The following is a 25,521-nucleotide window of genomic DNA, read 5'->3' on the forward strand; positions in this document are numbered from 1 at the left end:
TATTATTCAAGCTGAGTGAAGTTCAAAACTTTATCCTGCATTAACAGTCAGTAATACCCCCACTGATGGAAGTTTCACTTTATGCTAATTTTGTTTCATCAATTGTAGCGAAGTAAGGTGATCCGTCTTTGCGGAAGAAAGTGAATAAATAGCCTTTTTGTTTTTTTATTTCTCCATTTATATATGCATCATAGTTAATGCTAAATGGCGTTAACAATGTATGCTTGTATAAATCTTTTTCTACAATATTCATACTTGCAAATTCTAAACCTACTATTTCAGGTTTTTCGCGTAAAGCTTTGAAAATTATTTTTGAAGCATCTTCTTGTGTTCGATTTTGCCACCAAATTTTACGAGGCTGGAATTGTTGCGCTTTTAAATAGTCGAGCTGCATTAAATTGGTAACAATATCTATTGGAACATTGCCACGTTGCTCTAAGAATTCTAATAAGCGAGTAAATAAGTCTTCTAGTTGATGACCGATACGAGACCATCCTTGTTCATCCCAGTAGGTTCCGAACTCTTGGAAAAAGTCGAAAGCTGAGTCAAATACCTCTGTTACTAAAAACTCGATTGTGCTATTCATTCGATGATCATTCCAATATTTTTCTAAAATATCCTCAGTCTGTTTAATGTGTAGGATATCGTCAAATGATAATAAGTTATTAGCAAAGATTTCATAAGGAGCCATATCGATATATTGGTAGCCAAATTGTTTTGCCTGTAAACGAAGACCAGTACCACGTAATAATTTTAAAAATCCTAACTGTAATTCTTCAGGTCTCATCGCAAATACATCGTTAAAAGTTTTACGGAAGCTCATATAATCTTCTTCAGGTAATCCAGCAATTAAATCTAAATGTTGGTCAATTTTCCCGCCCTCTTTTACCATATTGACAGTACGAGAAAGTTTAGTGAAGTTTTGACGGCGTTTGACTAAATCATTTGTTAAATCATTTGTCGATTGGACACCAATTTCAAAACGGAATAATCCTTTAGGTGCATTGTCATTTAAAAATTGAATAACTTCAGGTCTCATAATATCTGCTGTAATTTCAAACTGAAACACTACACCAGGTTTATGCTCGTCTATAAGAAATTGAAACATTTCCATCGCATAGCTTCTGCTTATGTTAAATGTTCGATCGACAAATTTTACTGTTCGAACACCATGATCCATTAAATATCGAATATCATTTTTGATTTTCTCACGATTAAAGTAACGAACGCCAACTTCAATAGAAGAAAGACAAAACTGGCAATTAAATGGACAGCCTCGACTCGTTTCGATGTAAGCAATCCGTTTTGGAATATGTGGAATGTCTTCTTCGAAACGGAATGGGCTAGGTATTTCACGTAAATCAATTTTAGGTGCAGCAGGATGAATGATGACTTTACCTTCTTTTAAATAACCGATACCAGGTACATCATCTAGTGGAATTTGGCCGTCTAAATAATGAAGCAATTGTTTGAATGCCAACTCGCCCTCTCCCATAATAATATAATCGACTTCTTTAATACGATGTAGCCAATCATGAACATCATAGGAAACTTCTGGACCACCTAAAATAATTTTAGTATTTGGACTTACTTTTTTTATCATTCGAATAACGCGAATAGTTTCTTCGATATTCCATATATAACAACTAAAACCGATAATATCTGGTTTTTTTTGATAAAGATCTGACACGATGTTAAATGATGGATCCTTTATAGTGTATTCAGCTAAGATAGGGTCGAATTCAGGTTTAGCGTATGATTTCAAATACCGAATAGCAATATTGGTATGAATATACTTAGCGTTTAATGTAGCAAGAACGATATTCATGTAAAAGCTCCTCTAGTTAAAAAGTTATTGTGGAAATTAATTGAATATTTTACATAGACCTATTAGAATAAAGGTAACAGAATAATTATAACGAAATTAATATAAGTACAAATACCTATTTTAAATAATTAGAATTTATGGAATAATCTGAATATTACTATAAACAATATTATTTAAAATATAAGAGAATTTGTCATAGTTTTTGGACAAGATTCATATAAGTATAAAAAAGAAGGGCTTGGTGAGTATCTAATGGCTAAGGAAATTTTTCAAGTTTTTGATTTTTCGTTTCAAGAATGTGAAGAACCAATTGTTATTGTGGATCATAGATACCATATTTTGTATGCAAATGAATTAGCTCAAAATCTATTACAAATTGAAGAAGATGTAAATATTAGTAGTTGGTTTAACCAAGAATCCTATGAAACTTGGAAAAGAATGATTGATGCTACTAAAAGTCATTCGTATATAGCTGAAAAAATGACGATTGATACTTTATATTACAAGATTGAGGATATGAAAGTTACCAGCTATTACTCAGATGTATACGATTGGATTTTACTATGCTTTCATTATTCCGAAGCGCCTTCTAAAGTTGAAAAGCACTATGATATAGAAGCAAAATATCAACGTGTATTCGATCAACCTGGAAATGGGTTTATATTAACTAATGCAGAAGGCAAAATTATCGAAATGAACGAAATGGCGGAAAAGTTACTTAATATCTCTAGCAAAGGCTTTATTGGACAATATTCAACAATATTATTAACATTATTCCCAAAAGATAAAAGTGAAATTCAAAGATTTTTTAATAAATTAGTTGAAACAGGAAATGGAGAAGTAACAATACAAGTTCCAACTAAAGACGGCATTCGTTACGTACAATTAATGTGCAACTATGATAGTTTAGCTGATATTCACTTAACCGCAATACGTGATGAAACAGAAAAGACTATGTTAATTAAGCAAATTGAACACCAACAAACTCTTCAAATGATTGGTGAAATGGCAGCAAGTATCGCTCATGAAATTAAGAATCCTATGACTTCTCTCAAAGGTTTTACAGATTTGATGAAAATGACTGCAACTGATGAGAATAAACGCTATTTATCAGTTATCGATAGTGAAATACAGAGAATTGAAAGCATTGTCAATGAATTTTTAAATCTTTCAAAACCTGGTGAATATGAAATGAATGTTTTTTCAATTGGAGAACTTGTTGATCAAACAATTGAGTTAATGCAACCTCGAGCACTAATTCAAAACATTCAAATTGTATACGAAAAGAATATATATCAAGACGACTTTATTTTAGGAAATAAAAATAAAATGAAACAAGTATTAATCAATTTATTAAAAAACGCGATTGAAGTAATGCCTGCAGGTGGTAATATTACAATTCAACAGTATGTAGATTACTATGATACAGTAACTTTAACAATCAAAGATGATGGGACAGGTATGTCAGAGCAACAATTGGAAAATATTTTCCTTCCGTTTTATACAACAAAGCCAGAGGGTACAGGATTAGGCCTACCATTTGTAGTAAAAACAATTGAAGAACATAGTGGGAAAATTTTTGCAACAAGTAAAGAAGGGGAAGGAACTACTTTTGAACTTGTGTTTCCTCAAGTTATAAAAAGTCAAAATGATCGCGTGGCAGAAAATGATAGGTCAATCCATTTCCCTAAGTTACAGTTGCAACGCAATTTCTATTATCCAGTTTAAGAAAAAGCATGTTTTGACAAAACTTCTACCGTATCGCTATAATAGTTTTAAATCAAGATAATCGAAATAGAGGATGAATATTATGGCATCAGAAGAAGTGAACCAATCGTTAAAATTGTTTATCGTACTTTCTAGAGCAAATAAAGCGATTAATGAGTGCACGAATCAGTTCTTCCAAGAAAATGGTTTAAACCCAACAGAATTCGCAGTATTAGAATTACTTTATCATAAAGGGCGTCAACCCCTGCAAAAGATCGGAAGTAAAATTTTATTGGCAAGTGGCTCTATTACGTATGTAATTGATAAGCTTGAAAAACGTGGTTATTTATCACGTATTTCTTGTCCATCAGATCGCCGAATCACGTATGCAGAAATTACTGATGATGGAAAGACGTTTATGGACGAGCTTTTCCCAAGACATGAACAACAATTGCATGAGTTAACAAACGTTCTATCTCCTGAAGAAAAGGAACAAGCTATAGTGTTGCTAAAAAAGTTAGGACTTTCTATTAAAGATTTATCGTATTAATCTTTAAAACAAAAACGAGTAATGATTGGTTCATTACTCGTTTTTTTATTGAGTCCAGAAAATGGATAGATAATACTGAATGTTCGTTCAGACCTGAATATCACAAAAGCTTTCGAATAGAAAACATCTCTTGAATTTCCTAGCGAAAAAGCGTTGTGACTTGAGGATTTAACGTTCAAAACTGAATAGATATAAAAAATGCAGGTTACGGGATTAATAAATGGTAATAATAGGATGGAAGTGCTACCATGACATTGTAAATCATAATAATAAATTGAATACTTTCAATCAATGAATCAATTTCATAAATCCATTTTCGGTTTTTAAATATTTTGCATTATGAAATGGATTCCAATGTATAGAAAAAATAATTGAATCCTTCAGTTATTAATTCTACTTCTATAAAAAATGCCACCCAACAAAATTTGAAGGACGGCCGTTAGTGTTTTGGTGATTTGCAATAAATGTAATTGTTAGAAAGTAATTGTAATCAGGATATGTAAAAATTTTCAGAAGACTTTTCTTCGCTATTTTTCAGCAACATTTGCTAAAATTTTGTAGCGTTTATGGTTTACAACTGTTCTTTCTTCCATATCTAATTGATTGAAGTTTTCCATGTAAGTGAGATTTACGATTACAGAGTTTTCGTTTATTTTTTCGACAATACCTTTAAGACCATCACCAAACTCAATAATATTTCCAATTTCAGCTATTTTCATGAAAATCAGTCCCTTCATCTACTAATACTTTACAGTTTGCCTTAAAATTGTTCACACGTAAAGTAATATCTGCAGATAATTATATTTTATTTTTTTACAACATACGAAAAGGGAGTTATTAATATGAATGATTATAAAAATAAACTAGAAGAGTTAAAGAATGGAACATTAAAAGAGATAAAAGTTGGAAAAAATGAATTTTATTCATTAAGAGAAGCATTGGTTGAAAGAGAAGATTTTAAGCATTTTCAAGGAATTGCACAACAAGGTGGTAATATCGTCTATGTTTACTTGGAAGAAGCTAGAAGTTGAATTGTCGAATAATGTCGGAACTTTCATCTCCGAAAATGTGGGAATAATAGTATAATAATGAACATGAATTTTGCTGAAAGGAGGATGGTGTATGTCTGAATCCATCTTGAAAAAGTTGGAAAAAACAAGAGAGAAAATGATTCGCTCTGGGATTGAGAATGGTTTTTCAAATGTTGAAACCATCCGCTTAAGTAAAAAGTTAGATCAATTATTAAATACCTATCAATTACAAAATGGTAATGAGATGAATGAGTATTCTATAAACGTTGATTTAATAAAGCATTAAACCGTTCCCCAAATGAAATGAAAAAAATCATCTTTTTTTCGGAATTTAGGTTTAAATATTTAAATGGGTGGAATAGTAATAAAGAACACAGCAACAATCTCATTTCCCCCTTTCTTAGCAGATACTTTAGGTATCTGCTCTTTTTATTTAGGCTCTGTTAAGCTTACGTTCGATTTCCTATGAACCCGAGAATTAAAAATCCCCTAAAAATCTGGTACAATATGGTTAACACATTAGCAGGGGGAACAATCATGACAAACAAATGGTCAATTGGATTTATTGGTACAGGTGTAATGGGCTTAAGTATCGTTAAGCATTTATTAAAAGATGGACAAGAAGTACATATCTATTCTCGTACGAAAGCTAAGGCAGAGCCGTTAATCGAATTAGGTGCTAAATGGTATGGCACTGCTGGAGAAGCAGCACAAAAATCAGATATCATTTTTACGATGGTAGGCTTTCCACAAGATGTAGAAGAAGTGTATTTTGATGATCACGGTATATTTGCAAATAGTAAAGCAGGCACAATTGTTGTTGATATGACGACTTCACAACCTACTTTAGCGAAAAAAATCGCAGAACATGCTAAATCAGTACACATGGAAGCTTTAGATGCTCCAGTTTCTGGAGGAGATGTGGGAGCACAAAATGGAACGCTATCCATTATGGTTGGAGGAGATAAAGCTGTATTTGACAAAGTATTACCTTTGTTTGAAGCCTTTGGTGAAAATATCGTTTATCAAGGTGATGCAGGAGCAGGACAACATACAAAAATGTGTAACCAAATTGCGATTGCAACGAATATGATTGGCGTTTGTGAGGCCATTGCATATGGTAAGAAAGCAGGTTTAGATATTAACACTGTATTAGAATCTATTTCAGCAGGTGCTGCAGGATCTTGGTCATTAAGCAATTTAGCCCCTCGTATGGTAAATGGTGATAAAGCTCCAGGATTTTATATAAAACACTTTATCAAAGATATGCGTATCGCTTTAGAAGAAGCAGAGCTCATGCATCTCAAATTGCCAGGACTAACACTTGCAAAACAAATGTATGATGAGTTGTCTGCTAAGGGATATGATGATAACGGAACACAGGCATTAATCGATTTCTATGGAAATTAAGAATTCAAAAATAAGTTGATCAAAGTTTCTTTTGATCAACTTATTTTTTTGTAAGGAATTTGTAAATTTTTGATGAAACAAAGGAAATAATACGTGTCTTATGGAATAATATTCTATTGGGGGTGGAGGCTATGGAGAAACAGTTTAGTAATAAAAAAGCACGTAGTTCAATTGCTTTATATTTATCTTTACCTATATTATCCTGGGCCTTTTATGATTTTGCAAACACGATTTTTTCATCGAATATTAATACCATTTTCTTTCCGTTTTACATGGATGAAACGTTAGGTACAGATGAAGTAAAACAGCAAGTTGCAAGTACCTTTATATCCTATGCAAATGCCATTGCGAGCTTTTTCTTAGTCATTTTTTCACCATTATTTGGAGTATGGATTGATCGTACAGGTTTTAAAAAGAAATTTATTGTATGGTTTGCCTTAATTTCAATTCTCTTTACTTTCTTAATGGGCGTTTTTAGCTCAATCGATTTTGGTATATCAGATGCAGGGATTCCTATTAGTTTATTTTATGTAGTTATTAGTTTTGTGATTGCCAAATTTTTTTTCAATTCTAGTTTAGTATTTTATGATGCAATGATGCCGGATTTAGGAACAAAAGAAGAAATGCCATTAATTTCAGGATTTGGTGTTGCAATCGGTTATTTAGGAACGCTATTTGGATTGTTAGTTTATCTATACGTTGGTAATTCGGATTTTCATAAAGCTTTTATTCCAACAGCGGTATTATATTTGCTTTTTTCATTGCCAATATTCTTGATCAATAAAGATCAACCAATTCCTAAAAGTGAGCGTAGTCGGACAGCTTTTTTAGATGGCTATAGAGAAATTATTGCAACGTTTAAAGATATGAAACAGTATAAAGCGATCTTCACCTTTATGATTGCTTATTTCTTTATAAATGATGCCATCGCAACGACTATTGCCATGATGGCAGTTTATGCAACAGCTATTGTAGGATTTACATCTAGTGAGTTTATCTTACTATATTTAGTTTCGACCATTTCAACGATTATTGGCTCTATAGCATTTGGATATATTACGAAGAAAATTGGTGCAAAATCTGCAGTAACTTGTGTGTCGTTATTAATGATTGTGGCATTAATATTTGCTGTATTTGCTTTAAATCCTTTGATGTTTTGGATCGCAGGCAGCATGTTTGGTATTTCGCTTGGCTCCATGTGGGTTACATCACGAACTCTGATTATCGAATTATCACCTAAGGAGAAACAAGGACAATTCTTTGGATTATTCGCTTTCTCAGGGAAAGTTTCATCTATAATTGGTCCAGTTATCTACGGGACTGTAACTTTATTGCTAAGGGACTATGGTACTGTCGCGAGCCGAATAGCGCTATCTACATTAATCGTAATGACGATTATCGGGTTGCTTATCCATTTAAGAGTTCGGACGAATGTCACGAATTGATATGGGAGTAATTGTGCATATATGGTACAATTGAAGCAATAAGAAGTAGTGTTCAAGGAGGAAGCCCGCATGAATGAAAACAAAGGTATTTTACTAGAAAGCGGCACAAATGAGCTGGAAATTGTCGAATTTGAAGTAGGCTCTAATAAATTTGGTATTAATGTTATTAAAGTAAAAGAGATTATTCAACCGATTCCGGTAACTTTTATCCCACATGCTCACCCACATGTTGAAGGTATTATTCAATTACGTGGTGAAGTATTGCCTGTCGTAGATATGAAAAAAGTATTAGGCTTGGCGAATACCCCATATAGCGAACAGCAAAAATATATTGTTGCTGAATTCAATCGACAACGTGTTGTTTTTCATGTTGATAATGTAACGCAGATACATCGTATTTCATGGGATCAAATTGAAAAGCCATCAGAAATGTATCAAGGTGGTAATTCACAAGTAATTGGTGTCATAAAACGAAATGGCATCATGTTATTATTGTTAGATTTTGAAAAGATAATGGTAGATATTAATCCTGACTCAGGTATTAATGTAGCTTCTGTAAAAAAATTAGGAAACCGCGAACGTTCAGAAAAGAAAATTATCATTGCAGAGGATTCTCCATTATTACGCAAATTGTTGCATGATACTATGCTTGAAGCTGGTTATGTAAATGTTGAGTTCTTTGAAAATGGAAAAGATGCTTTAGATTATCTATTAGGTATCGTGGAAAAAACAGATGATATTACGAAATATGTTCAATTGATGGTCACCGATATTGAAATGCCACAAATGGATGGCCACCATTTAACAAAGCAAGTCAAATCACATCCAGTATTAAAAAAATTACCAATCATCATTTTCTCTAGCTTAATAACAGATGATTTGCGACATAAAGGAGAAGAAGTAGGAGCAGAAGATCAAATTAGTAAACCAGAAATTGCCGAATTGATTTTAAAAGTGGATGAATACGTATTATAAGAAATAGAAATAGGCTGCCTTAAAAGTATGGAGAATTACTTTTAAGATAGCCCTATGTACTAATAAAAATACTATAAAAGTCATTAGGTTCTTCGGTTACTGGTCACAGAAAAAACGAACTTGTATTGCTTCACTGGCTTCGTTGAAAAGGATTTGTCCAAAAGGAGCTTGAGGACAAATCCTTTTCTGCGTAATTTAAATTAATGGCCATAAAAATAACTGCTGTTTTTATAATAATCATGTTTCTTTTTTTCATCGTGAATTTTCTTGGGTGTCAATTTATTCTTTTTAGGTAGCTGTTTAGTACATTTTAAATCTAAGAAATTATTCAATATACTCTTAGCTACATTGAGTCCCATTTTCCTACGTGGATTACGATATGTTTCATCAAGATGCCCTAAGTGAGGCAATTGATTAAAATCTTCTTTTTTAGGTAAAGTGTGAAAATAATAATCAGCACATTGAATGACCACTGCGGATTGTTGTTGACTATAACGTGGGTTTTTGACAAAATGCAGACCTAACTTTTTAGCACGACCTGAACGAATCATTTTCTCTAGAGCTAGGCGTTTTAATGTGTAGAGTGGTCGATTATCGAGGGCAGTTTTTGCATGCTTGTTAACCGTATAAATGGCTGTAGCTATTTCTCCATCTTTATGGTAATTACTCATAAAAAACCTACCTTTCATAGAATCTAAATCGAAATAAGTATGATGTGAGGGAAAATTCTGACCATTCAATCTATAATATACTATGATACCAATATTATAATTCATTGTATATAGCGAGTGTTGAAAAGAAGAGGATGTGACATTAGTGAGGAATTTTAAAACAGCAATCATTGATATTGGATCTAATACTATTAGACTGGTGTTGTACAAATACGATCTAAAACGTGGGATGAAAGAATTTGAAAATATTAAAGTTGTCGCTCGATTAAGGAATTATATTCTACCTAATGGAAAATTATCAGAACCGGGAATTTTGAAGTTGCAAAATATCCTGGCCACTTTTCAAGAGATGTTACATGACTACGGTATAAATGATGTACTAGCAACTGCAACTGCAGCTATTCGTCAGGCAACTAATGGTCAGGAAATTTTAGAGAAAATGAAAAAAGAGATAGGCATTGAAATTAAATTATTATCTGAAGAACAAGAGGCATTCTATGGATATTTCGCGGTAGTTCATACAATAGCAACACCATCGGCTGTGACAATTGATATGGGTGGAGGAAGTACTGAAATCACATATTTTAACAATAAAGATTTAGTTGAATCGCACAGTTTCCCATTTGGTTCTGTATCACTAAAGCAGCAATTTATGAAAAGTGATACGTTAACAATTGAAGAAAGAAATAAGATTTATCAGTTTGCGAAAGAACAGTTTTTAACTTTAAGCTGGTTAGCAGGGCTTACATTGCCTGTCATTGGTATTGGTGGAAGTGCACGTAATATGGCGAAAATGGATCAGCGTAAAAAGAATTATCCGATTTCAGGGATACATCAATATAAAATGACGAAAGAAGATTTTGATACAATCCGTTTAGAAATTGCAGAATTAAGCTTTGAAGAATTAAAACAACTTGATGGCTTGTCCAGTGATAGAGCGGATATTATTGCGCCTGTACTAGAAGTTTTTCAAGCATTGATGGATGTTGTACAAAGTCCAATTTTCCAATTTAGTCGAAAAGGCCTTAGGGAAGGGCTTGTTATAGAAAAAATATTAAAAGAGAATCCAACAGCCTTTGATAAGTACCATGTTCTTGAATCTAACGTTGACTTTCTAGCGCAAGAATTTGGAAAATCTAAAGAACACAATGAATATTTTGTGAGACTTTGTGAAGGAGTATATCGTGAGTTTTGCAAGCATGGTGCATTACAATATACGGATGCTGATTTAGCAATGATGTTGCAAGCTGCGAAATTATTCTATCTAGGGGAATATATCGAAGCTGATGCTGCAAGCCAACATACATTCTATTTACTGTCTAATCGATCAATAGACGGTTTAGGCCATAAAGAGAGAGTACGATTAGCATTATTAGCATCATATAAAAACAGAGATGACTTTAAAAGATATATTGAGCCATTTGGTGAATGGTTCACAAAAGAAGAGTTAAAGCAAATACAGGGTATAGGTGCCTTACTAAAGTTTGCCTATGCACTTGATGCATCAAAGCGAAAAATAGTAGAAAATATTGAAATTGAACAAAATGGACAAGGAATAATGGTCCATATTTACTCAAGTGGAAATGCATTAGCAGAAAAGTATAAAGTATGCCGTCAGAAAAAGCATATAGATAGATTGTTTCCAGGGGACGTTACTTTACGATTTATAGAAAAGGAAGGATAAAAGATGGAAGCTACAAAAATAAATCTAGAAGAAATTGCTAAACCACAGTACTACAATAATCGTGAACTCAGTTGGTTGGCATTTAATGAGCGTGTCTTACAAGAGGCTGAAGATACCAATAATCCATTAATAGAGCGTTTGAAGTTTTTAGCTATTTTTAGTTCAAATTTAGATGAATTCTTTATGGTAAGAGTTGCTGGTCTTCAAGATCAAGTTAGAGCTGATTTCCATAAGCCAGAAAATAAGTCAGGTTTGACGCCGAAGGAACAATTGGCTCATATTTTAGAACGTTCACAAGCACTTGTTGCCCGTCAAACAGAGGTTTATAAAGATTTAGTACTTAAACAGTTGCCAAAAGAAAAGGTTTTCTTACAAAAAACAAATAGTCTTAATAAAGAACAAAATACGTTTTTAAATGAGTACTTTGAAGAAATTATTTTCCCGGTATTAACGCCTGTTGCAGTGGATGCATACCGTCCTTTTCCAACACTACTTAGTAAAACAATGAATATCATAGTACATCTAGAACAAAAGAATGCAGAACCAGAATTCCGAGAAAAAATTGCTATAGTTCAAGTTCCTTCCGTATTGGATCGTTTTATTCGGATTCCATCTGCTAGTAATGAAATTCGAGGTGTATTATTGGAAGATGTGATTACTGCAAATATTGATAAATTATTTTGGGGATATAAAGTGAAATCTGCACAATCATTTCGTTTAACACGCAATGCAGACTTAACGATTCATGAAGAGGGTGCCCGTGATCTTCTTGTTGAGATTGAAAAAGAGCTGAAAAAGCGTAAATGGGGTGCTGTTAGTCGTATTGAAGTCCGCTCAGGTGAGATGGATGAAGATGTATTGCAATATCTACTAAAGGTGTTAGAAGATTGGGAAGCAGATGTTTATAGTTTGGATTGCCCATTAGATTTAACGTTCCTATTCTCATTTTGTAAGATGATTGTTGAAGGTAGAGAACATTTGGAATATGAAACTTTTATACCACAAGCACCACTAGATTTAGAATCAGATGAAGACTTATTTGAAAAAGCTTTAACGCAAGATTTGTTCTTCCATCATCCATATGAATCTTTTGCACCGATTGTTGATTTTGTAACAGAAGCATCGGAAGATCCAACTGTACTTGCAATTAAGCAGACACTATATCGTGTAAGTGGTAACTCGCCTGTTATTCAAGCATTAAAGCAAGCTGCGGAAAACGGTAAACAAGTAACGGTTCTAGTTGAGTTAAAAGCACGATTTGATGAAGAAAATAATGTACATTGGGCAAAAGAGTTAGAACAAGCAGGATGTTTGGTCATCTACGGTATGCATAATTTAAAAACACATTCTAAAATTACGCTTGTTGTACGTAAACGCCAAGGTCGGATTGAGCGTTTCGTACATTTAGGTACAGGAAATTATAATGATGCTACAGCTAAAATTTATACAGATATGGGAATCATCACAACAAATAAAAAAATTGGAATTGATGCAACAAACTTTTTTAATTATTTAAGTGGATATACAGAAAAGCCTAATTTCCACCATTTAGTCGTATCACCATATGATATTCGAAGTGAGTTCATCAAACTAATCAATGAAGAAATTATTTGTCACAAAAAATACGGTAAAGGTCATATACGTGCAAAGATGAATTCTTTAACAGATAAAGAGTTAATCATGAAAATGTACGAAGCATCAATCGCGGGTGTTAAAATCGAATTAATTATCCGTGGTATATGCTGTTTACGTCCAGGGGTACCAGGAATAAGTGAGAATATTAAAGTAACAAGTATCGTTGGCCGTTTCTTAGAACATTCTCGAATTTACTGGTTCAATCATAATGGAGAAAATAGATTATATCTTTCTTCTGCAGATATGATGACACGTAATATGGTCAAACGTGTCGAAATCTTATTCCCGATTTTCGATACAGAAATTAAAAAGCGTATTATGAAAATTATGAAAACAGAATTACGTGATAATGTAAAGGCTCGTATTCAAGGGACAGATGGTGTGTATCATTACAAAGGTAAGAAGGAATCTGAACAATGGATTAATAGTCAAGAAATCTTTTTAAAAGAATCATTACGTATATTAACAGATGAAGAATAAAAAGCGGTAAACGCTAGTTTAGATTTATCAGTCAAACATTCTCAACCCTAAGCGTCGTTCCTTTCTTCTAAGGGTTGAGGAATGCTTTCCTTAAGGCGGCTAGTATCTACCTGAATAAGGGAATATTATTAGAAAGTTTTCAATTCGTGTTTTATTCGATTTATTCTTATTTTTTATATAAATTTTGAGCTAAATCTATTATGATAGTCATATAGTACATGTTTTCATTGGAGGCAATACATGAAGAGAACAACTTTAGACCTGATGTCTTTAAAAAAAATCGCTAACTATTATAGTGAATTTGAGCCTTCTGTCATTACTTTTATGATATTCCGAATAGGAGATCTATTTAATGTTTTTTTTGCAAATGAAAATTGCCAAAAAGAGTTTGGGCATTTCCATGAAGAAACTCAATTAGCAGAGAGATATTTGCCAAACGATATTTGGTTGGCATTAAAACCTATGTTAATGCAGCCTCATGATGAAATGAAGATAAATTTTGATAGTAATCACAAAATCAGTATATTGGTAGGGAAAGATGGACATGACACTTTCTATTTATGCACAATACATAAGAAACACCAGGATTCATCATTTATTTCCTTGTTAGAACAAAATCTAGATTCTATTGTTACTATTGATGAAGATGGCACTATTTTAAACAGTAACCAAGCTGCGAAGGCAAAATTCGGCTACAAGGAATCCTATATAACTGGGAAGTCTTTATATGAATTCGTATCGATATTTTCAAAAGATAAAATACAAAAACTAATTAAAGAAACTGTTTTATTGAAAAAGCCACTTGAATTAGCGGATTGTGGTATTAAAACGATTGAAGGGAAAACTGTCGTAATTTTTGCTAAGAGTATTCCCATTATAGAAAATCAAAAAGTTGTTAAAATTCTACTTTTATTTCGTGATATAACGCCATACAATGATAAGAATATAAGTGTTACTTATTTGTCTTACCATGATCAATTAACAGGTGCATGGAATAATAAGGCTCTCAATGAGCATTTTCCAGATGTAATCCAAGAGGCTAAGCGTCAAAAGCAAAAAGTAGCAGTACTTTCAATTGATTTGGATCGTTTTAAAAAAGTTAATGAAAATTATGGTTCTTCTGTAGGGGATATTATTTTAAGCGAAGCCGCAAAGCGTATTTCATATATCATAAATGACAGTAGTTATCTATATAAACTAAATGGTGATCATTTTATATTTGTTGTGCAAAATGCTACTAAGGAACAGATACAATCAATAGCTATGCAAATTATAGACCTGTTAAAAGAACCAATTAATATTGGTGATTTAGAATTATCTATTTCGGCATCAATAGGTATTGCATGCTTTCCAAATGATGGCGATTGTGTGGAAGAGCTGCTTCGAAAATCCAATCAGGCTCTTTTTTATGTAAAAGAGAGAGGTCGTTCAGGATTTCGTTTCTATCAAAATGCAATGGAAGATCAATTTCGAAATACTGCACTTATGGAAGCGCATTTACGTAGAGCTATAGAAAAAGAGGAACTAATCGTCTATTATCAACCGCAAATTGATTTGGAGACAGAAAAAATCACGAGTTTTGAAGCTTTACTTAGATGGCAAAATCCTAAATTTGGATTTGTATCACCCGATAAGTTTATTCCAATAGCAGAAGATTCAGGATTGATTATAGAAATTGGAGATTGGGTATTAGAGCAAGCGTGTAAACAACTAGGAGAATGGAAAAAGCAAAATATTACAAATGTCAGAATAGCTGTTAATATTTCACCAAAACAATTCCGAGAAGATAAATTAGCTTCAAAAATTCTCCAATATTTAAATCGATATGATGTAAAACCTGAAATGTTAGAGCTTGAAATTACTGAAAGTTCAATGACAGATGCTGAAGATACAATGATCATTTTGAAACAGCTAAAGAGTATGGGATTGATTATTTCAATCGATGATTTTGGCACAGGTTATTCTTCATTAAGCTATATTAAAAGATATCCTATCGATATTATTAAAATTGATCAATCATTTATTAGAGATATGGATACAGATGAAAAAGACCGCGCCATTGCAAAAACAATTATTCACCTCGCACATAGTCTCGGATTAGATGTGATCGCTGAAGGTGTTGAAAAAGAGGAACATGTAGGTTTTTTAAAAGACCATCAATGTAAAAAAGCACAAGGATTTTTATTTAGTAAACCTTTACCATTATGCGAACTAATGAAAACAATTCCATTAATAAACTGAAGAAATGGGCTCTTTTAGAAGAGAAAAGCTTCTGAATGGAAGCATGTTCTTAATAAAATTTTGTGTTTCAATTTTTGATGAATCGGGTTCAGCTAAAATTCTTTTTGCTTAGTAGGGGCAAGAAGAATTTTCTGCGGCGAAGCGATGCAGAAGCAATCGTATTATAAAAATTAAGGATAAAATCGTTTTTCAGAGCCCTCACTCTTTTTAGGGCTCTTTTTTTATAGATAGCACCATTCATTTTAAATGAATAAACGATATATAACCGTGTCATACTATAAAAAAAGAAAGAGGGTTTTCTATGGGAGTATGGACTTGGCCTTTAATTTTTGTTGGATTACTAATCTGTGTGGTCTCGTTAATTTGGACAATGCGAGTTGCAAAGAATCAAGAGGTTCAAGAAGGAACACATGATGAATCCTATTCAGAAACAGTTGAAAATAATCCAAACATATTAAATCCGATTTTCTGGATGTATGGAATCGCTGGTCTTTTTATGGGGATTGTAATGATTTACTACATTTTATTTTATAGATAATAACTTTTTATGCATGGCAACTTTTGATGAAAAATGTGAAAATGAAAATGCTTTCAAGTGCAATAATGGAAATCTTTGAATAACATATGGTAAGATGAAGTTGTAGTTTATTGTTCAATTTTGAACAAGTGAAGTGAAGGAGTAGAACTTATGATTTCTATGACTAGTAGAGATTTTCTTGAAATGCCGATTGCTGATTTAATCATATCTTCAGAAAAAGTTGCACATGTACAATTAGGAAATAATGCTGAGCATGCCTTACTTGTGCTTACAAAAACCGGTTATTCTTCTATTCCCGTACTCGATGCCGGGTATCGTCTCCAGGGTTTACTTAGTATGCGTATGATTACAGAATCTATATTAGGGCTCGACCATATTGAATACGAAAAATTAGACAACATAAAAGTAAACGATATTATGGAAACAAAAGTAGCTACGCTAAATATCAACGATAAATTCCAAAAAGCATTAGATTTAGTCATTAACCATGCATTTTTATGTGTAGTAGACGATGAGGAAAGATTTGTTGGTATTATGACGAGACGTGTAATCTTAAAACAGTTAAAAAAACATATCTATCAATTTAATGCGTAATATCATAGTTTGAAAGAAGGTCCAGATTTGGGGCCTTTTTTATTTGGCGCTATAGAAATGGTTATCCAATAAAGCTAAATAGACTTACTAGAATGTAAGTATTGAAAAATGCTATCATCTGTATGAAGATAAGGATATGGTTTTTTAGAATAAGAGGAGGTTCTTTGAATGAATACACCAGAAGCTCAAATCATCAAAGTGCTTTCTGAAGAAGGAAATATGCGTAAAGCAGCAGAGCGGTTATTTTTGTCTCAGCCCGCGTTGTCTCAACGCTTACAATCGATAGAAAAGGATTGGGGAGCGCAACTTTTTATACGATCCCAAAAAGGACTAACAGCTACACCAGCCGGAGAACTTGTCATTCAATTTGCGGTTGAGATGATAACAAAAAAGGAAGAAATATACGAATCCATTCAATCGTTGAATTCCAAAGTACATGGGACTCTTAAAATTGCATGTGCATCTATTGTTGGGCATACATGGTTACCTAAAGTACTAAAGGATTTTGTGACACAATATCCAGATGCGAAAATTTCGCTAATCACAGGTTGGAGTTCTGAAATTGTAAAATCACTTTATGATGGTGAAGCACATGTTGGAATTGTGCGTGGACATACAGATTGGAAGGGGGCAAAACAGCATCTTTTCAGAGATACATTGTACCTAGTCGATAAGGAAATTACGTCTGTTGACGACGTTTTTAATACTGATAGACCATTTATTCAATTTAAAAGCGATTCAAATTATTATCAGGAAATTCAACAATGGTGGCAACGCCATTTTTCTTCAAATCCACGTCATCAAATTACAGTAGACCAAATTGAGACTTGTAAACAAATGGCGCTAAATGGAATAGGATATGCAATTTTGCCTTCAATTACATTAAGTGGACAAGAAGACGTTAATACGATTCCAATAACCAATAATGAGGAAGAATTTGAACTAACACGTGATACATGGTTAATTGGTTATGAATCGTCATTTGAGTTAAGACAAGTGGCTGCTTTTGTGGAACTTGTGAAAAAACATGCAGAATGTTTGTATGATTATTCAAAAAAATAAATGAAATATTCTCATTTTTCGTGTACAATAGGGGCATATTTCTATATAAATAGGAGGAATTGTCGAATGCAAAAATTAAACGCACAAGAAATTATTTCATATTTAGCAAATGCTAAGAAAGCCACACCTGTAAAAGTTTATGTTAAGGGTAATAATGTTTCTTCATTAGCATTTGGAGAAGGTAGCAAGGTTTTTGGAGAAGGCAATTCTGTTGTTGTATTTGGTGAATGGGCAGAAGTGCAAAAAACATTAGAAGCTCATAAAGATGTTATTGAAGATTATGTGATCGAAAATGATCGCCGTAATTCAGCAGTGCCAACTTTAGATTTAAAAGGAATTAATTCACGTATTGAACCAGGTGCGATTATACGTGATCAAGTAACAATTGGTAACAATGTTGTTATTATGATGGGAAGTGTTATTAATATTGGTGCTGAAATCGGAGATCGTTCGATGATTGATATGAACGCTGTTTTAGGTGGTCGTGCTACTGTAGGTAAAGATTGTCATATTGGTGCAGGTGCTGTTCTTGCAGGTGTTATTGAGCCACCAAGCGCTGATCCTGTAGTAATTGAAGACAATGTTATGATTGGTGCAAATGCAGTAGTTTTAGAAGGTTGCCGTGTTGGAGAAGGTGCTGTTGTTGCAGCAGGTGCCATCGTTACAAAAGACGTGCCTCCATATACTGTAGTAGTCGGAGCTCCAGCAAGAGTGATTAAAGAAATCGATGAAAAAACAAAATCTAAAACAGAAATTATGCAAGACCTTCGTCAATTATAAGAGGTGTTGAACGATGAAGTCTTTATTGGAAATCAGAAGGGATTTACATAGAATTCCTGAGATTGGCTTTCATGAGGAAAAGACGCATAAGTATTTACTTAATGTGATTGAAGAATTATGGAAACCCTATTTCAAAATTGATACATGGAAAACAGGAATTATTGTAACCATTGCAGGGACGAATCCACAATTGAAAGTTGGGTGGCGTACGGATATTGATGCATTGCCAATCACTGAAAATACAGGATTACCTTATGCATCAGAACATCCTGGTTTTATGCATGCATGTGGTCATGATTTCCATATGACAATAGCACTTGGATTAGTGGAAGCCTTCTCAAAACAGCAGCCAGAAAATACAATCATCATCTATTTCCAACCTGCCGAGGAAGGTCCTGGCGGTGCTAAACCGATGCTTGAATGGATGCAGAAGAATCGTCCTGATTTGCTTCCTAACTATATTTTTGCAATGCATATTGCGCCAGAATATCCAGTTGGAACAGTGGCAACTAGACCAGGAATGTTATTTGCTAATACATCTGAGTTATTTATCGACCTTCATGGTGTAGGAGGACACGCTGCTTATCCTCATAATACAAAGGATATGACAGTAGCAGCCGCAAACCTAATGATTCAATTACAATCAATTATTAGTCGTAATCTAAATCCATTAGATAGTGGTGTTATTACAATCGGTAAAATGACTTCAGGTTATGTGCAAAATGTCATTGCAGAAAATGCACGATTAGAAGGTACCATTCGTACGATGTCAGCAGCTGCAATGGCTCTAATAAAAAATCGCATTGAAGCTCTATGTAAGGCAACTGAAATTGCTTATGAGTGCAAAGTCGAAATAGACTATGGTTCATCATACTATCAAGTGTATAACCAAGAGCAATGTGCGAAGGCATTATTAGCAAGTGCAGAGGAAACTCCTGGTGTAATGCCTTATGAATGTCCTCCTGCAATGACAGGTGAAGACTTTGGTTTCTTCTTAAAAGAAATCCCTGGTGCTATGTTCTGGAGCGGTGCTAATACGGATTTTGGTTTGCATCATGCATCTATTAAACCGGATGAGGATTTAATCGATGTAAATGTTCGTTTTGTTGAACATTTTTTACGTAATTATGGTGTGTAATTCAGAATAAGAGAATAGAGTTAAAGGCTTAATTGAATGCCTTTGGCTCTTTTTTTTATATAATTTTATGTAATATTTTATCATTTTTTACAAATAAGGAACCTTATTTGTTGGGAAATCGTAATAGTATCAAAGAGAGAAAAAGGAGGTTATTTTTTTGAAGAAGAGGCTATCAATAATCTTTTCGTGTTTGATCTTATTTATAAGCATATTGCCAACCTTCACGTTAGATGCTGCAGCTAAAACAAAAATAGATGTAAAAGTAAGCGCTGGCTTGGATAATAAATATAAAGATACGATGGGATTACCTGTATTGCTGACAGTTACAAACAGTGGTGATGCATTTTCCGGAGATATCGTCATTGACAATCAACAAAATTATTCTGGAGGTATGGGAGTAGTAGTTCCTTTAGAAATAGGTGCTAATGAGACAAAAACGATCAAATTAATGCTCGATTATTTCATGAATCAACAAGGAAGTAATAATGGCTCAAACAAAACAATTCATATTTATAAAGGTGGCTGGAAAAAAGGGACTGAAATTAGTTTTACAGGTGATGCTGAGATCAAGCCACAAATGTATGAAAGAGATGGAATATTTGTTTTAACTTTTACAAATAGTGTTGATCGCTTATCTGCACTTACAAAAATTTCATCGAATAGTTCTAATCCTGCAGAGATAATTCATCTTGGTCAATTAAAGCAAGATCTGATTCCAACAACTGCTAATGGTTGGTCAATGGCTAATGTTGTGGTTGTTGATGAATATTCTATTGCATCATTGAAAGAAGAAGAACAGCAATCCCTTTTAGATTGGGTTAAATTAGGGGGAACGATTGTCATCGGAGCTTCTGATAATCTGGATGGGGAAATCGGAATATTCGAAAACTATTTACCTTTATTATTAAGCAATGAAACTGCAACTATTTCACCTAAAGATATTCAAAAAACAATAAAACATACGAAGTTTTCTAATGTATTTACAGCTTATCAAGCAAAGAAAGTGGGGCAAGCAAAAACAATATTAGAAGTTAATCGTGACATTTTAGCTGCTAAGCGAGATCTAGGAAACGGACAAATTATTCAAACAGCCTTTTCTTTAGGTGATGAGCCACTTTCCACTGAAAAAGATTACAATCAGTTACTACAAAAAGTTATTCCTATTAGTGCAGTTAATAACAGTTCAGGCGCTAACATGAGTTTTATTGAGGGCGATAAGCAATGGAATGAATTATTCCCTACTTTTCAAGTATCAACTATGCTTTTAGTTATCGTTATTATTATTTATATTTTCATCGTAGGGCCACTTTTGTATTTTGTTCTTAAAAAGAAAGACAAAAGAGAGTTTGCTTGGTGGATTATTCCCGCACTTTCACTTTTCGTATCGATTTTAGTATTTGCTTATGGTGCGAAGGATCGTTTAGCAAAACCGCAAATTCAACAATCTGCTATTTATAAAATCAACCAAGATGATAGTTTGACAGGGTATTATATGAATTCGTTGTTAACAAATCGTAGTGGTGATTTTACGTTTACGGTATCACCAAACAGCACGGCAACCTTGCTACATAATTTTGATGTGGGTTCAATCCATAAACAAGGTGTTATAGAGCAATTCCAAAATGAGAAAGAAGTAACCTTACGCAACAATCGATATTGGTCTGTATCAACAATAGCTGGTCAGACACAAATACCCAATGTGGGGAGCTTCCATATTGATTTAGAAGTAGAGAAAAGTGTGTTAAAAGGAAGTGTGACAAATAATTTACCTTACACAGTAAAGGATGTATCGATTTGGTATGGTAGCCAATGGTTAAAGTTAGGCACTATGAAGCCAAAACAAACACTTAAAGTCACACAAACAATTAATGGTGCGTTGTTATTACCAGCAATGCCAATTTTAACGAATTATTCAAATGCAGTAAAAGCGAAAGATGATATTATAAATAATCGCAAGCAAATGTTAAAAGAGTCTGTTTATGAATTAGTCAGTAATACAGAAGAACCTGCACTTGTTGGATGGATAGACAATTCCATTACCCCGATTTCTTTGAAAAGTGGTAAAGCCGATATGTCAGCCGTTAATTTAGTCGTTCAAAGCTTTAGTCCAAAGACAAATTTAACTGGAGAATTTGTTTTACCTGCGAATTCAATGAGTTTCGACATAAATTCCATTTCAAATGCAGGGTATGCTGATCGATCTTCAGAAAATAGTTCGATATGGTATATAGATCAAGGAACATATGAATTTATTTGGACTATTCCAGAGATGCTTCAAAATAAGAAGTTCGTATGGACAGAATTACAAATGGCTAATACAGATACTAAAAATGTACTACTGCAAATTTTCAATGAAAAGACATCAACTTATGAGCCAATTAATGATGGACGTTTTACGTTAACTAAGAATATTGAAGATTATATATCGGTTGATGGAAAAGTAAAATTTAAATTAGAGCGTAAAATGTCAGATGATCAAAGAACGACAATTCCTGCATTACAACTAAAAGGGGAGGTGAAGTCATGATAGAGATTAAAGGATTAACGAAGAAATACGGCTCCTTTTACGCATTAAAAGGGCTTGACCTCACAATTAATGAGGGAACTGTTTTTGGTTTTGTTGGCGCGAATGGTGCAGGTAAATCTACAACTTTCTCTATACTTTCAACATTATTACAACCAACAGCAGGTGAAGCATTAATAGACGGCATCAGTGTTACACAAAATCCTGAATATATCCGTAAACTAATCGGTTATATGCCTGACTTTTTCGGTGTTTATGATCAATTGAAAGCAGAGGAGTACTTAGACTTTTTTGGTTCGAGTTATGGAATTCCTGCTGAGCAAAGAGCTAAACTTATCCCTCAATTACTAGAACTTGTAAATTTATCTCATAAAAGATATGACTATGTTGATGTGTTATCAAGGGGGATGAAACAACGTTTATGTCTAGCAAGAACATTGATTCATGATCCGAAGGTATTAATATTGGATGAACCTGCATCTGGTCTTGATCCAAGAGCACGAGTAGAAATGAGAGATATTTTGAAACAGCTCAAGGAAATGGGAAAAACCATTTTAATTTCATCACATATTCTTCCAGAGCTTGCGGAAATGTGTGATGAAATAGGTGTTATCGAACAAGGGAAACTTATTGCGCATGGTTCTGTAGCTGAGATACAAGCACAGCTTATGGGAGAGCGATTTATTACGGTGAAATATCAAGCTGGATATGATATGAAATTAGCCAAACAATTCCTTGAGGAAAATCCTTTTGTATCATCGATCGAAATAACAGAAAATAAATTGAACTTCCGCTTTAATGGATCTGATGAGGATCAGATGAAATTATTGAAGCAAATCGTACAACATGAAGTGCCTATTTTGTCCTTTGCAGAGGATGAAAAAGATTTAGAAGATGTTTTCATGGCGATTACGGAGGAGGTAGAAAAGGAATGAGATCAGCATTTAACAATCCAGTACTAATAAAGGAATTGAAGCTACGTTTCCGTTCTTTTAAAAGCTTTGCAGGAATTTTGTTTTATTTACTTGTGTTAAGTGTCTTCGTGTTTGGTTTCATCTTTATGTCAACGAATTTTACTGGGAGCGGTTTTATTAACCCGCAACAAAGTGTAATTCTATTCGGTTTGCTGACATATGTACAGATGGCGCTGATCTTGTTTATCACACCAGGATTAACAGCCGGGGCAATAAGTACAGAGCGTGAAAAACAGACGTTGAATATTTTATTGACATCTTCTCAAAGCTCTTTTCAAATCATTTTCGGCAAAATGAGTTCATCGATTGTCTTTTTACTATTACTGCTTATTGCAGGATTACCACTTTATAGTTTAGTTTTCCTATTCGGCGGTATTTCTCCTGGACAATTACTTATTATTTTTGCGTTTTTGATTGTAACGATGTTAGCAATTGCAAGTATCGGCGTCATGTTTTCAACATTAATTCGTAAAACGATAATTTCGATGATTACCACATATGGTGCTATGTTATTTTTGACGGGGATAACCGCATTTTTCTTTATGATTGGGATTAGTACGATAGAAAATTCCCCTGGATCATTGCCATTAAAAAGTCCAGCACCTATTTCACATTTTTGGGCAACCATTAATCCAATTGCTTTAATGTTGACATTAATTTCACCAGAAACGTCTGACGCACTTTTTGAATTGACAAAAATACATTTTCCAGTCTGGGCAGGCTATTTAATCTTTTATATAGCTATTACAGTTATTTGTCTATTTATTTCAGTGAAAAAGCTACGTGTCAATATGAAAAAGAAAAAATAAGGAGTGTGACAAATGAGTAATCGTAGTCAAACGTCTAAAGCGGTTCAAAAAGCTCGTAGTAGTATGCTGTTTGAATATTTTTTTAAATACAGTCAGCGTATGATTGCCTACGCATTATTGTTCGCATTTGTCATAATGCTTGTATCTCGCTTTTTTGTCCTTCCTTTTTATAAAGAAATTGCATTGGGAATAGCTGCTATAACACTTTTTATAGCAGCTATCTATTTATGGTGGAAACGCCCATCTAAAAAACAAACCTTAAATGCTTTAGATAACTATTTTCCTGATAATCTATTGCGCACTGTCTATTCGATAGAAGATTTTGAATCTCACTTGGCAAAACAATTGGTAATACAAACAGAGAAAATAGCCCCATATGCTTTAGTCAACTACCAGAAACGTAAAAAAAGTTTATGGCTTACGAAGACGCTCATTGGTAGTATAACAATGATTTTAGGTATTGCTTTATTATCTTTGTTCCCTTCTACTGCACAGCAAACAGCAAATAATGTAAAAGAAGAAGAACTTATGACAGCAGAGGTTAAAAAGGAAGTTGGAAATATAGGGAAAAAAGCAGAAACAAAAGAAACAAAGAAAGTAATGGAAGAGCTTCAAAATGAGTTAAAAAAAGCGAAAACCACGGAAGCTGCATTACAAGCAGTCGTGAAAAAACAAAAAGAACTAGAGCTTCAAAAGCAAAAGCTAGAAGATAAAAAAGCTGCAAGTGGGAAAGGTTTATCAAAAGAGGAGCAACATCAATTAAAAGACTTACAACAAGCAACCGCTTCTCTTTCAAAAAAAGCTTTACAGACTCAAAAGGCATTAAGTAATTCGGGAACACCAATCAGTCCGAATTTACAGATTGCCCTTAACCAGACTGCACAATCCAATCAATCGATGGTTCAGAATAATAGTTCACCAACACAATCAAATTCAAATAATTCCGCTAACAATAGCCAAAATACTACTCAAAATAATACTTCCTCTTCTTCACAAGGAAATAGTCAAGGTTCAGCTAATAACCAAGGACAAAGCCAAGGTCAGGGAAGCAGCAATGGCAACGGCAACAAAAGTAACGGTGGATCAGGTAGTGGTTCTAGTAATAAACAAGGAAATGGAGCAGGTAATGGTTCTGGAAATGGTAGAGGTCCTGGTTACGGACTTTCTGCAGGAACAGGTACAGGAAATCGTAGTTTAGTAGCTGTACCAAAGCGAATCGGAGAAAAGGGGAAAACAACAACTGATGGAGGCAAACTGAAAGATGGTGATCCAACATCTATTCAAGAAAGCAATAATGGGAAAATTGCAAAGGGATCTGTTCGCTCTTATAAAGAAGTAACAGATAATTATAAGAAGTCGTATATGCAAACGACAGAGCGATTACAACTCCCTGGTGAATTAAATCAAATCGTACAAAAATACTTCTCATCAGTTGAGGAATAGTA

The 25,521-nt window shown here is 33.6% G+C and carries 22 protein-coding genes; 19 read left to right on the top strand and 3 right to left on the bottom strand.

Going from position 1 to position 25,521, the window contains the following annotated elements; all coding sequences use genetic code 11:
* Positions 1 to 79: 79 nt before the first annotated feature.
* Positions 80 to 1,828 carry a B12-binding domain-containing radical SAM protein gene (locus Q8X41_RS16490; RefSeq protein ID WP_397537328.1) on the bottom strand — a complete coding sequence of 583 codons (1,749 nt, stop codon included), beginning with the start codon at positions 1,826 to 1,828 and terminating at the stop codon, positions 80 to 82.
* 252 nt (positions 1,829 to 2,080) lie between these two features.
* On the opposite strand from Q8X41_RS16490, the gene Q8X41_RS16495 reads away from it, so the two are divergent.
* Both Q8X41_RS16495 and Q8X41_RS16500 read left to right on the top strand, forming a co-directional pair.
* Positions 2,081 to 3,556 carry an ATP-binding protein gene (locus tag Q8X41_RS16495; RefSeq protein ID WP_397537329.1) on the top strand — a complete coding sequence of 492 codons (1,476 nt, stop codon included), beginning with the start codon at positions 2,081 to 2,083 and terminating at the stop codon, positions 3,554 to 3,556.
* A gap of 82 nt (positions 3,557 to 3,638) precedes the next feature.
* Positions 3,639 to 4,085, top strand: a complete 447-nt coding sequence (locus Q8X41_RS16500) for a MarR family winged helix-turn-helix transcriptional regulator (RefSeq protein ID WP_397537330.1) — start codon at positions 3,639 to 3,641, stop codon at positions 4,083 to 4,085.
* Positions 4,086 to 4,612: 527 nt separating this feature from the next.
* On the opposite strand, the gene Q8X41_RS16505 is transcribed toward Q8X41_RS16500, so the two are convergent.
* Positions 4,613 to 4,804: a YkvS family protein gene (locus Q8X41_RS16505; RefSeq protein ID WP_397537331.1), complete on the bottom strand. Its 192-nt coding sequence runs from the start codon at positions 4,802 to 4,804 to the stop codon at positions 4,613 to 4,615.
* Between the two features lie 123 nt (positions 4,805 to 4,927).
* On the opposite strand from Q8X41_RS16505, the gene Q8X41_RS16510 reads away from it, so the two are divergent.
* The 5 genes from Q8X41_RS16510 to Q8X41_RS16530 all read left to right on the top strand — a co-directional run bounded on the left by Q8X41_RS16510 (position 4,928) and on the right by Q8X41_RS16530 (position 8,946).
* Positions 4,928 to 5,116, top strand: coding sequence for a hypothetical protein (locus tag Q8X41_RS16510; RefSeq protein WP_397537332.1), 189 nt, complete (start codon positions 4,928 to 4,930; stop codon positions 5,114 to 5,116).
* Positions 5,117 to 5,207: 91 nt separating this feature from the next.
* Positions 5,208 to 5,402, top strand: coding sequence for an aspartyl-phosphate phosphatase Spo0E family protein (locus Q8X41_RS16515; RefSeq protein WP_397537333.1), 195 nt, complete (start codon positions 5,208 to 5,210; stop codon positions 5,400 to 5,402).
* A 251-nt stretch (positions 5,403 to 5,653) separates the two neighbouring features.
* A complete protein-coding gene (locus Q8X41_RS16520) occupies positions 5,654 to 6,526 on the top strand; it encodes an NAD(P)-dependent oxidoreductase (protein WP_397537334.1) in 873 nt (290 codons plus the stop codon).
* Positions 6,527 to 6,657: 131 nt separating this feature from the next.
* Positions 6,658 to 7,971 carry an MFS transporter gene (locus tag Q8X41_RS16525; protein ID WP_397537335.1) on the top strand — a complete coding sequence of 438 codons (1,314 nt, stop codon included), beginning with the start codon at positions 6,658 to 6,660 and terminating at the stop codon, positions 7,969 to 7,971.
* Between the two features lie 69 nt (positions 7,972 to 8,040).
* Entirely contained in the window at positions 8,041 to 8,946 is a 906-nt protein-coding gene (locus tag Q8X41_RS16530) for a chemotaxis protein (RefSeq protein ID WP_397537336.1), read from the top strand.
* A gap of 200 nt (positions 8,947 to 9,146) precedes the next feature.
* Here the strand turns inward: Q8X41_RS16530 and Q8X41_RS16535 are convergent, their stop codons facing one another.
* Positions 9,147 to 9,617 carry a YkyB family protein gene (locus tag Q8X41_RS16535; protein WP_397537337.1) on the bottom strand — a complete coding sequence of 157 codons (471 nt, stop codon included), beginning with the start codon at positions 9,615 to 9,617 and terminating at the stop codon, positions 9,147 to 9,149.
* Positions 9,618 to 9,762: 145 nt separating this feature from the next.
* Between Q8X41_RS16535 and Q8X41_RS16540 the strand changes: the two genes are divergently transcribed.
* The 12 genes from Q8X41_RS16540 (at position 9,763) to Q8X41_RS16595 (ending at position 25,519) form a co-directional block, all read left to right on the top strand.
* Positions 9,763 to 11,301, top strand: coding sequence for a Ppx/GppA family phosphatase (locus Q8X41_RS16540; protein WP_397537338.1), 1,539 nt, complete (start codon positions 9,763 to 9,765; stop codon positions 11,299 to 11,301).
* A 3-nt stretch (positions 11,302 to 11,304) separates the two neighbouring features.
* Positions 11,305 to 13,416, top strand: coding sequence for an RNA degradosome polyphosphate kinase (locus Q8X41_RS16545; protein WP_397537339.1), 2,112 nt, complete (start codon positions 11,305 to 11,307; stop codon positions 13,414 to 13,416).
* A gap of 240 nt (positions 13,417 to 13,656) precedes the next feature.
* Positions 13,657 to 15,657, top strand: a complete 2,001-nt coding sequence (locus Q8X41_RS16550) for an EAL domain-containing protein (RefSeq protein WP_397537340.1) — start codon at positions 13,657 to 13,659, stop codon at positions 15,655 to 15,657.
* 301 nt (positions 15,658 to 15,958) lie between these two features.
* Positions 15,959 to 16,195, top strand: coding sequence for a short-chain dehydrogenase (locus Q8X41_RS16555; protein ID WP_397537341.1), 237 nt, complete (start codon positions 15,959 to 15,961; stop codon positions 16,193 to 16,195).
* A gap of 150 nt (positions 16,196 to 16,345) precedes the next feature.
* Positions 16,346 to 16,789: a cyclic-di-AMP-binding protein CbpB gene (gene cbpB / locus Q8X41_RS16560; protein ID WP_397537342.1), complete on the top strand. Its 444-nt coding sequence runs from the start codon at positions 16,346 to 16,348 to the stop codon at positions 16,787 to 16,789.
* A gap of 168 nt (positions 16,790 to 16,957) precedes the next feature.
* Positions 16,958 to 17,851, top strand: a complete 894-nt coding sequence (locus Q8X41_RS16565; RefSeq protein WP_397537343.1) for a LysR family transcriptional regulator — start codon at positions 16,958 to 16,960, stop codon at positions 17,849 to 17,851.
* A gap of 66 nt (positions 17,852 to 17,917) precedes the next feature.
* Positions 17,918 to 18,631, top strand: coding sequence for a 2,3,4,5-tetrahydropyridine-2,6-dicarboxylate N-acetyltransferase (gene dapD, locus Q8X41_RS16570; RefSeq protein WP_397537344.1), 714 nt, complete (start codon positions 17,918 to 17,920; stop codon positions 18,629 to 18,631).
* 13 nt (positions 18,632 to 18,644) lie between these two features.
* A complete protein-coding gene (locus tag Q8X41_RS16575; RefSeq protein ID WP_397537345.1) occupies positions 18,645 to 19,769 on the top strand; it encodes an N-acetyldiaminopimelate deacetylase in 1,125 nt (374 codons plus the stop codon).
* A gap of 157 nt (positions 19,770 to 19,926) precedes the next feature.
* Positions 19,927 to 22,296 (top strand): hypothetical protein, encoded by a 2,370-nt coding sequence (locus Q8X41_RS16580; protein ID WP_397537346.1) that lies wholly within the window; start codon positions 19,927 to 19,929, stop codon positions 22,294 to 22,296.
* Positions 22,293 to 23,228 (top strand): ATP-binding cassette domain-containing protein, encoded by a 936-nt coding sequence (locus Q8X41_RS16585; protein WP_397537347.1) that lies wholly within the window; start codon positions 22,293 to 22,295, stop codon positions 23,226 to 23,228. Before Q8X41_RS16580 ends, Q8X41_RS16585 begins: the two co-directional genes overlap by 4 nt.
* On the top strand, positions 23,225 to 24,076 hold the full coding sequence (locus Q8X41_RS16590; protein WP_397537348.1) for an ABC transporter permease: 852 nt from the start codon (positions 23,225 to 23,227) through the stop codon (positions 24,074 to 24,076). The genes Q8X41_RS16585 and Q8X41_RS16590 overlap by 4 nt, the downstream gene beginning before the upstream one ends.
* A 12-nt stretch (positions 24,077 to 24,088) precedes the next feature.
* Positions 24,089 to 25,519, top strand: a complete 1,431-nt coding sequence (locus tag Q8X41_RS16595; RefSeq protein WP_397537349.1) for a hypothetical protein — start codon at positions 24,089 to 24,091, stop codon at positions 25,517 to 25,519.
* Positions 25,520 to 25,521 lie beyond the last annotated feature (2 nt).

The organism is Rummeliibacillus pycnus (assembly GCF_044359855.1).
GTDB classification, from domain to species: Bacteria; Bacillota; Bacilli; order Bacillales_A; family Planococcaceae; genus Rummeliibacillus; species Rummeliibacillus pycnus_A.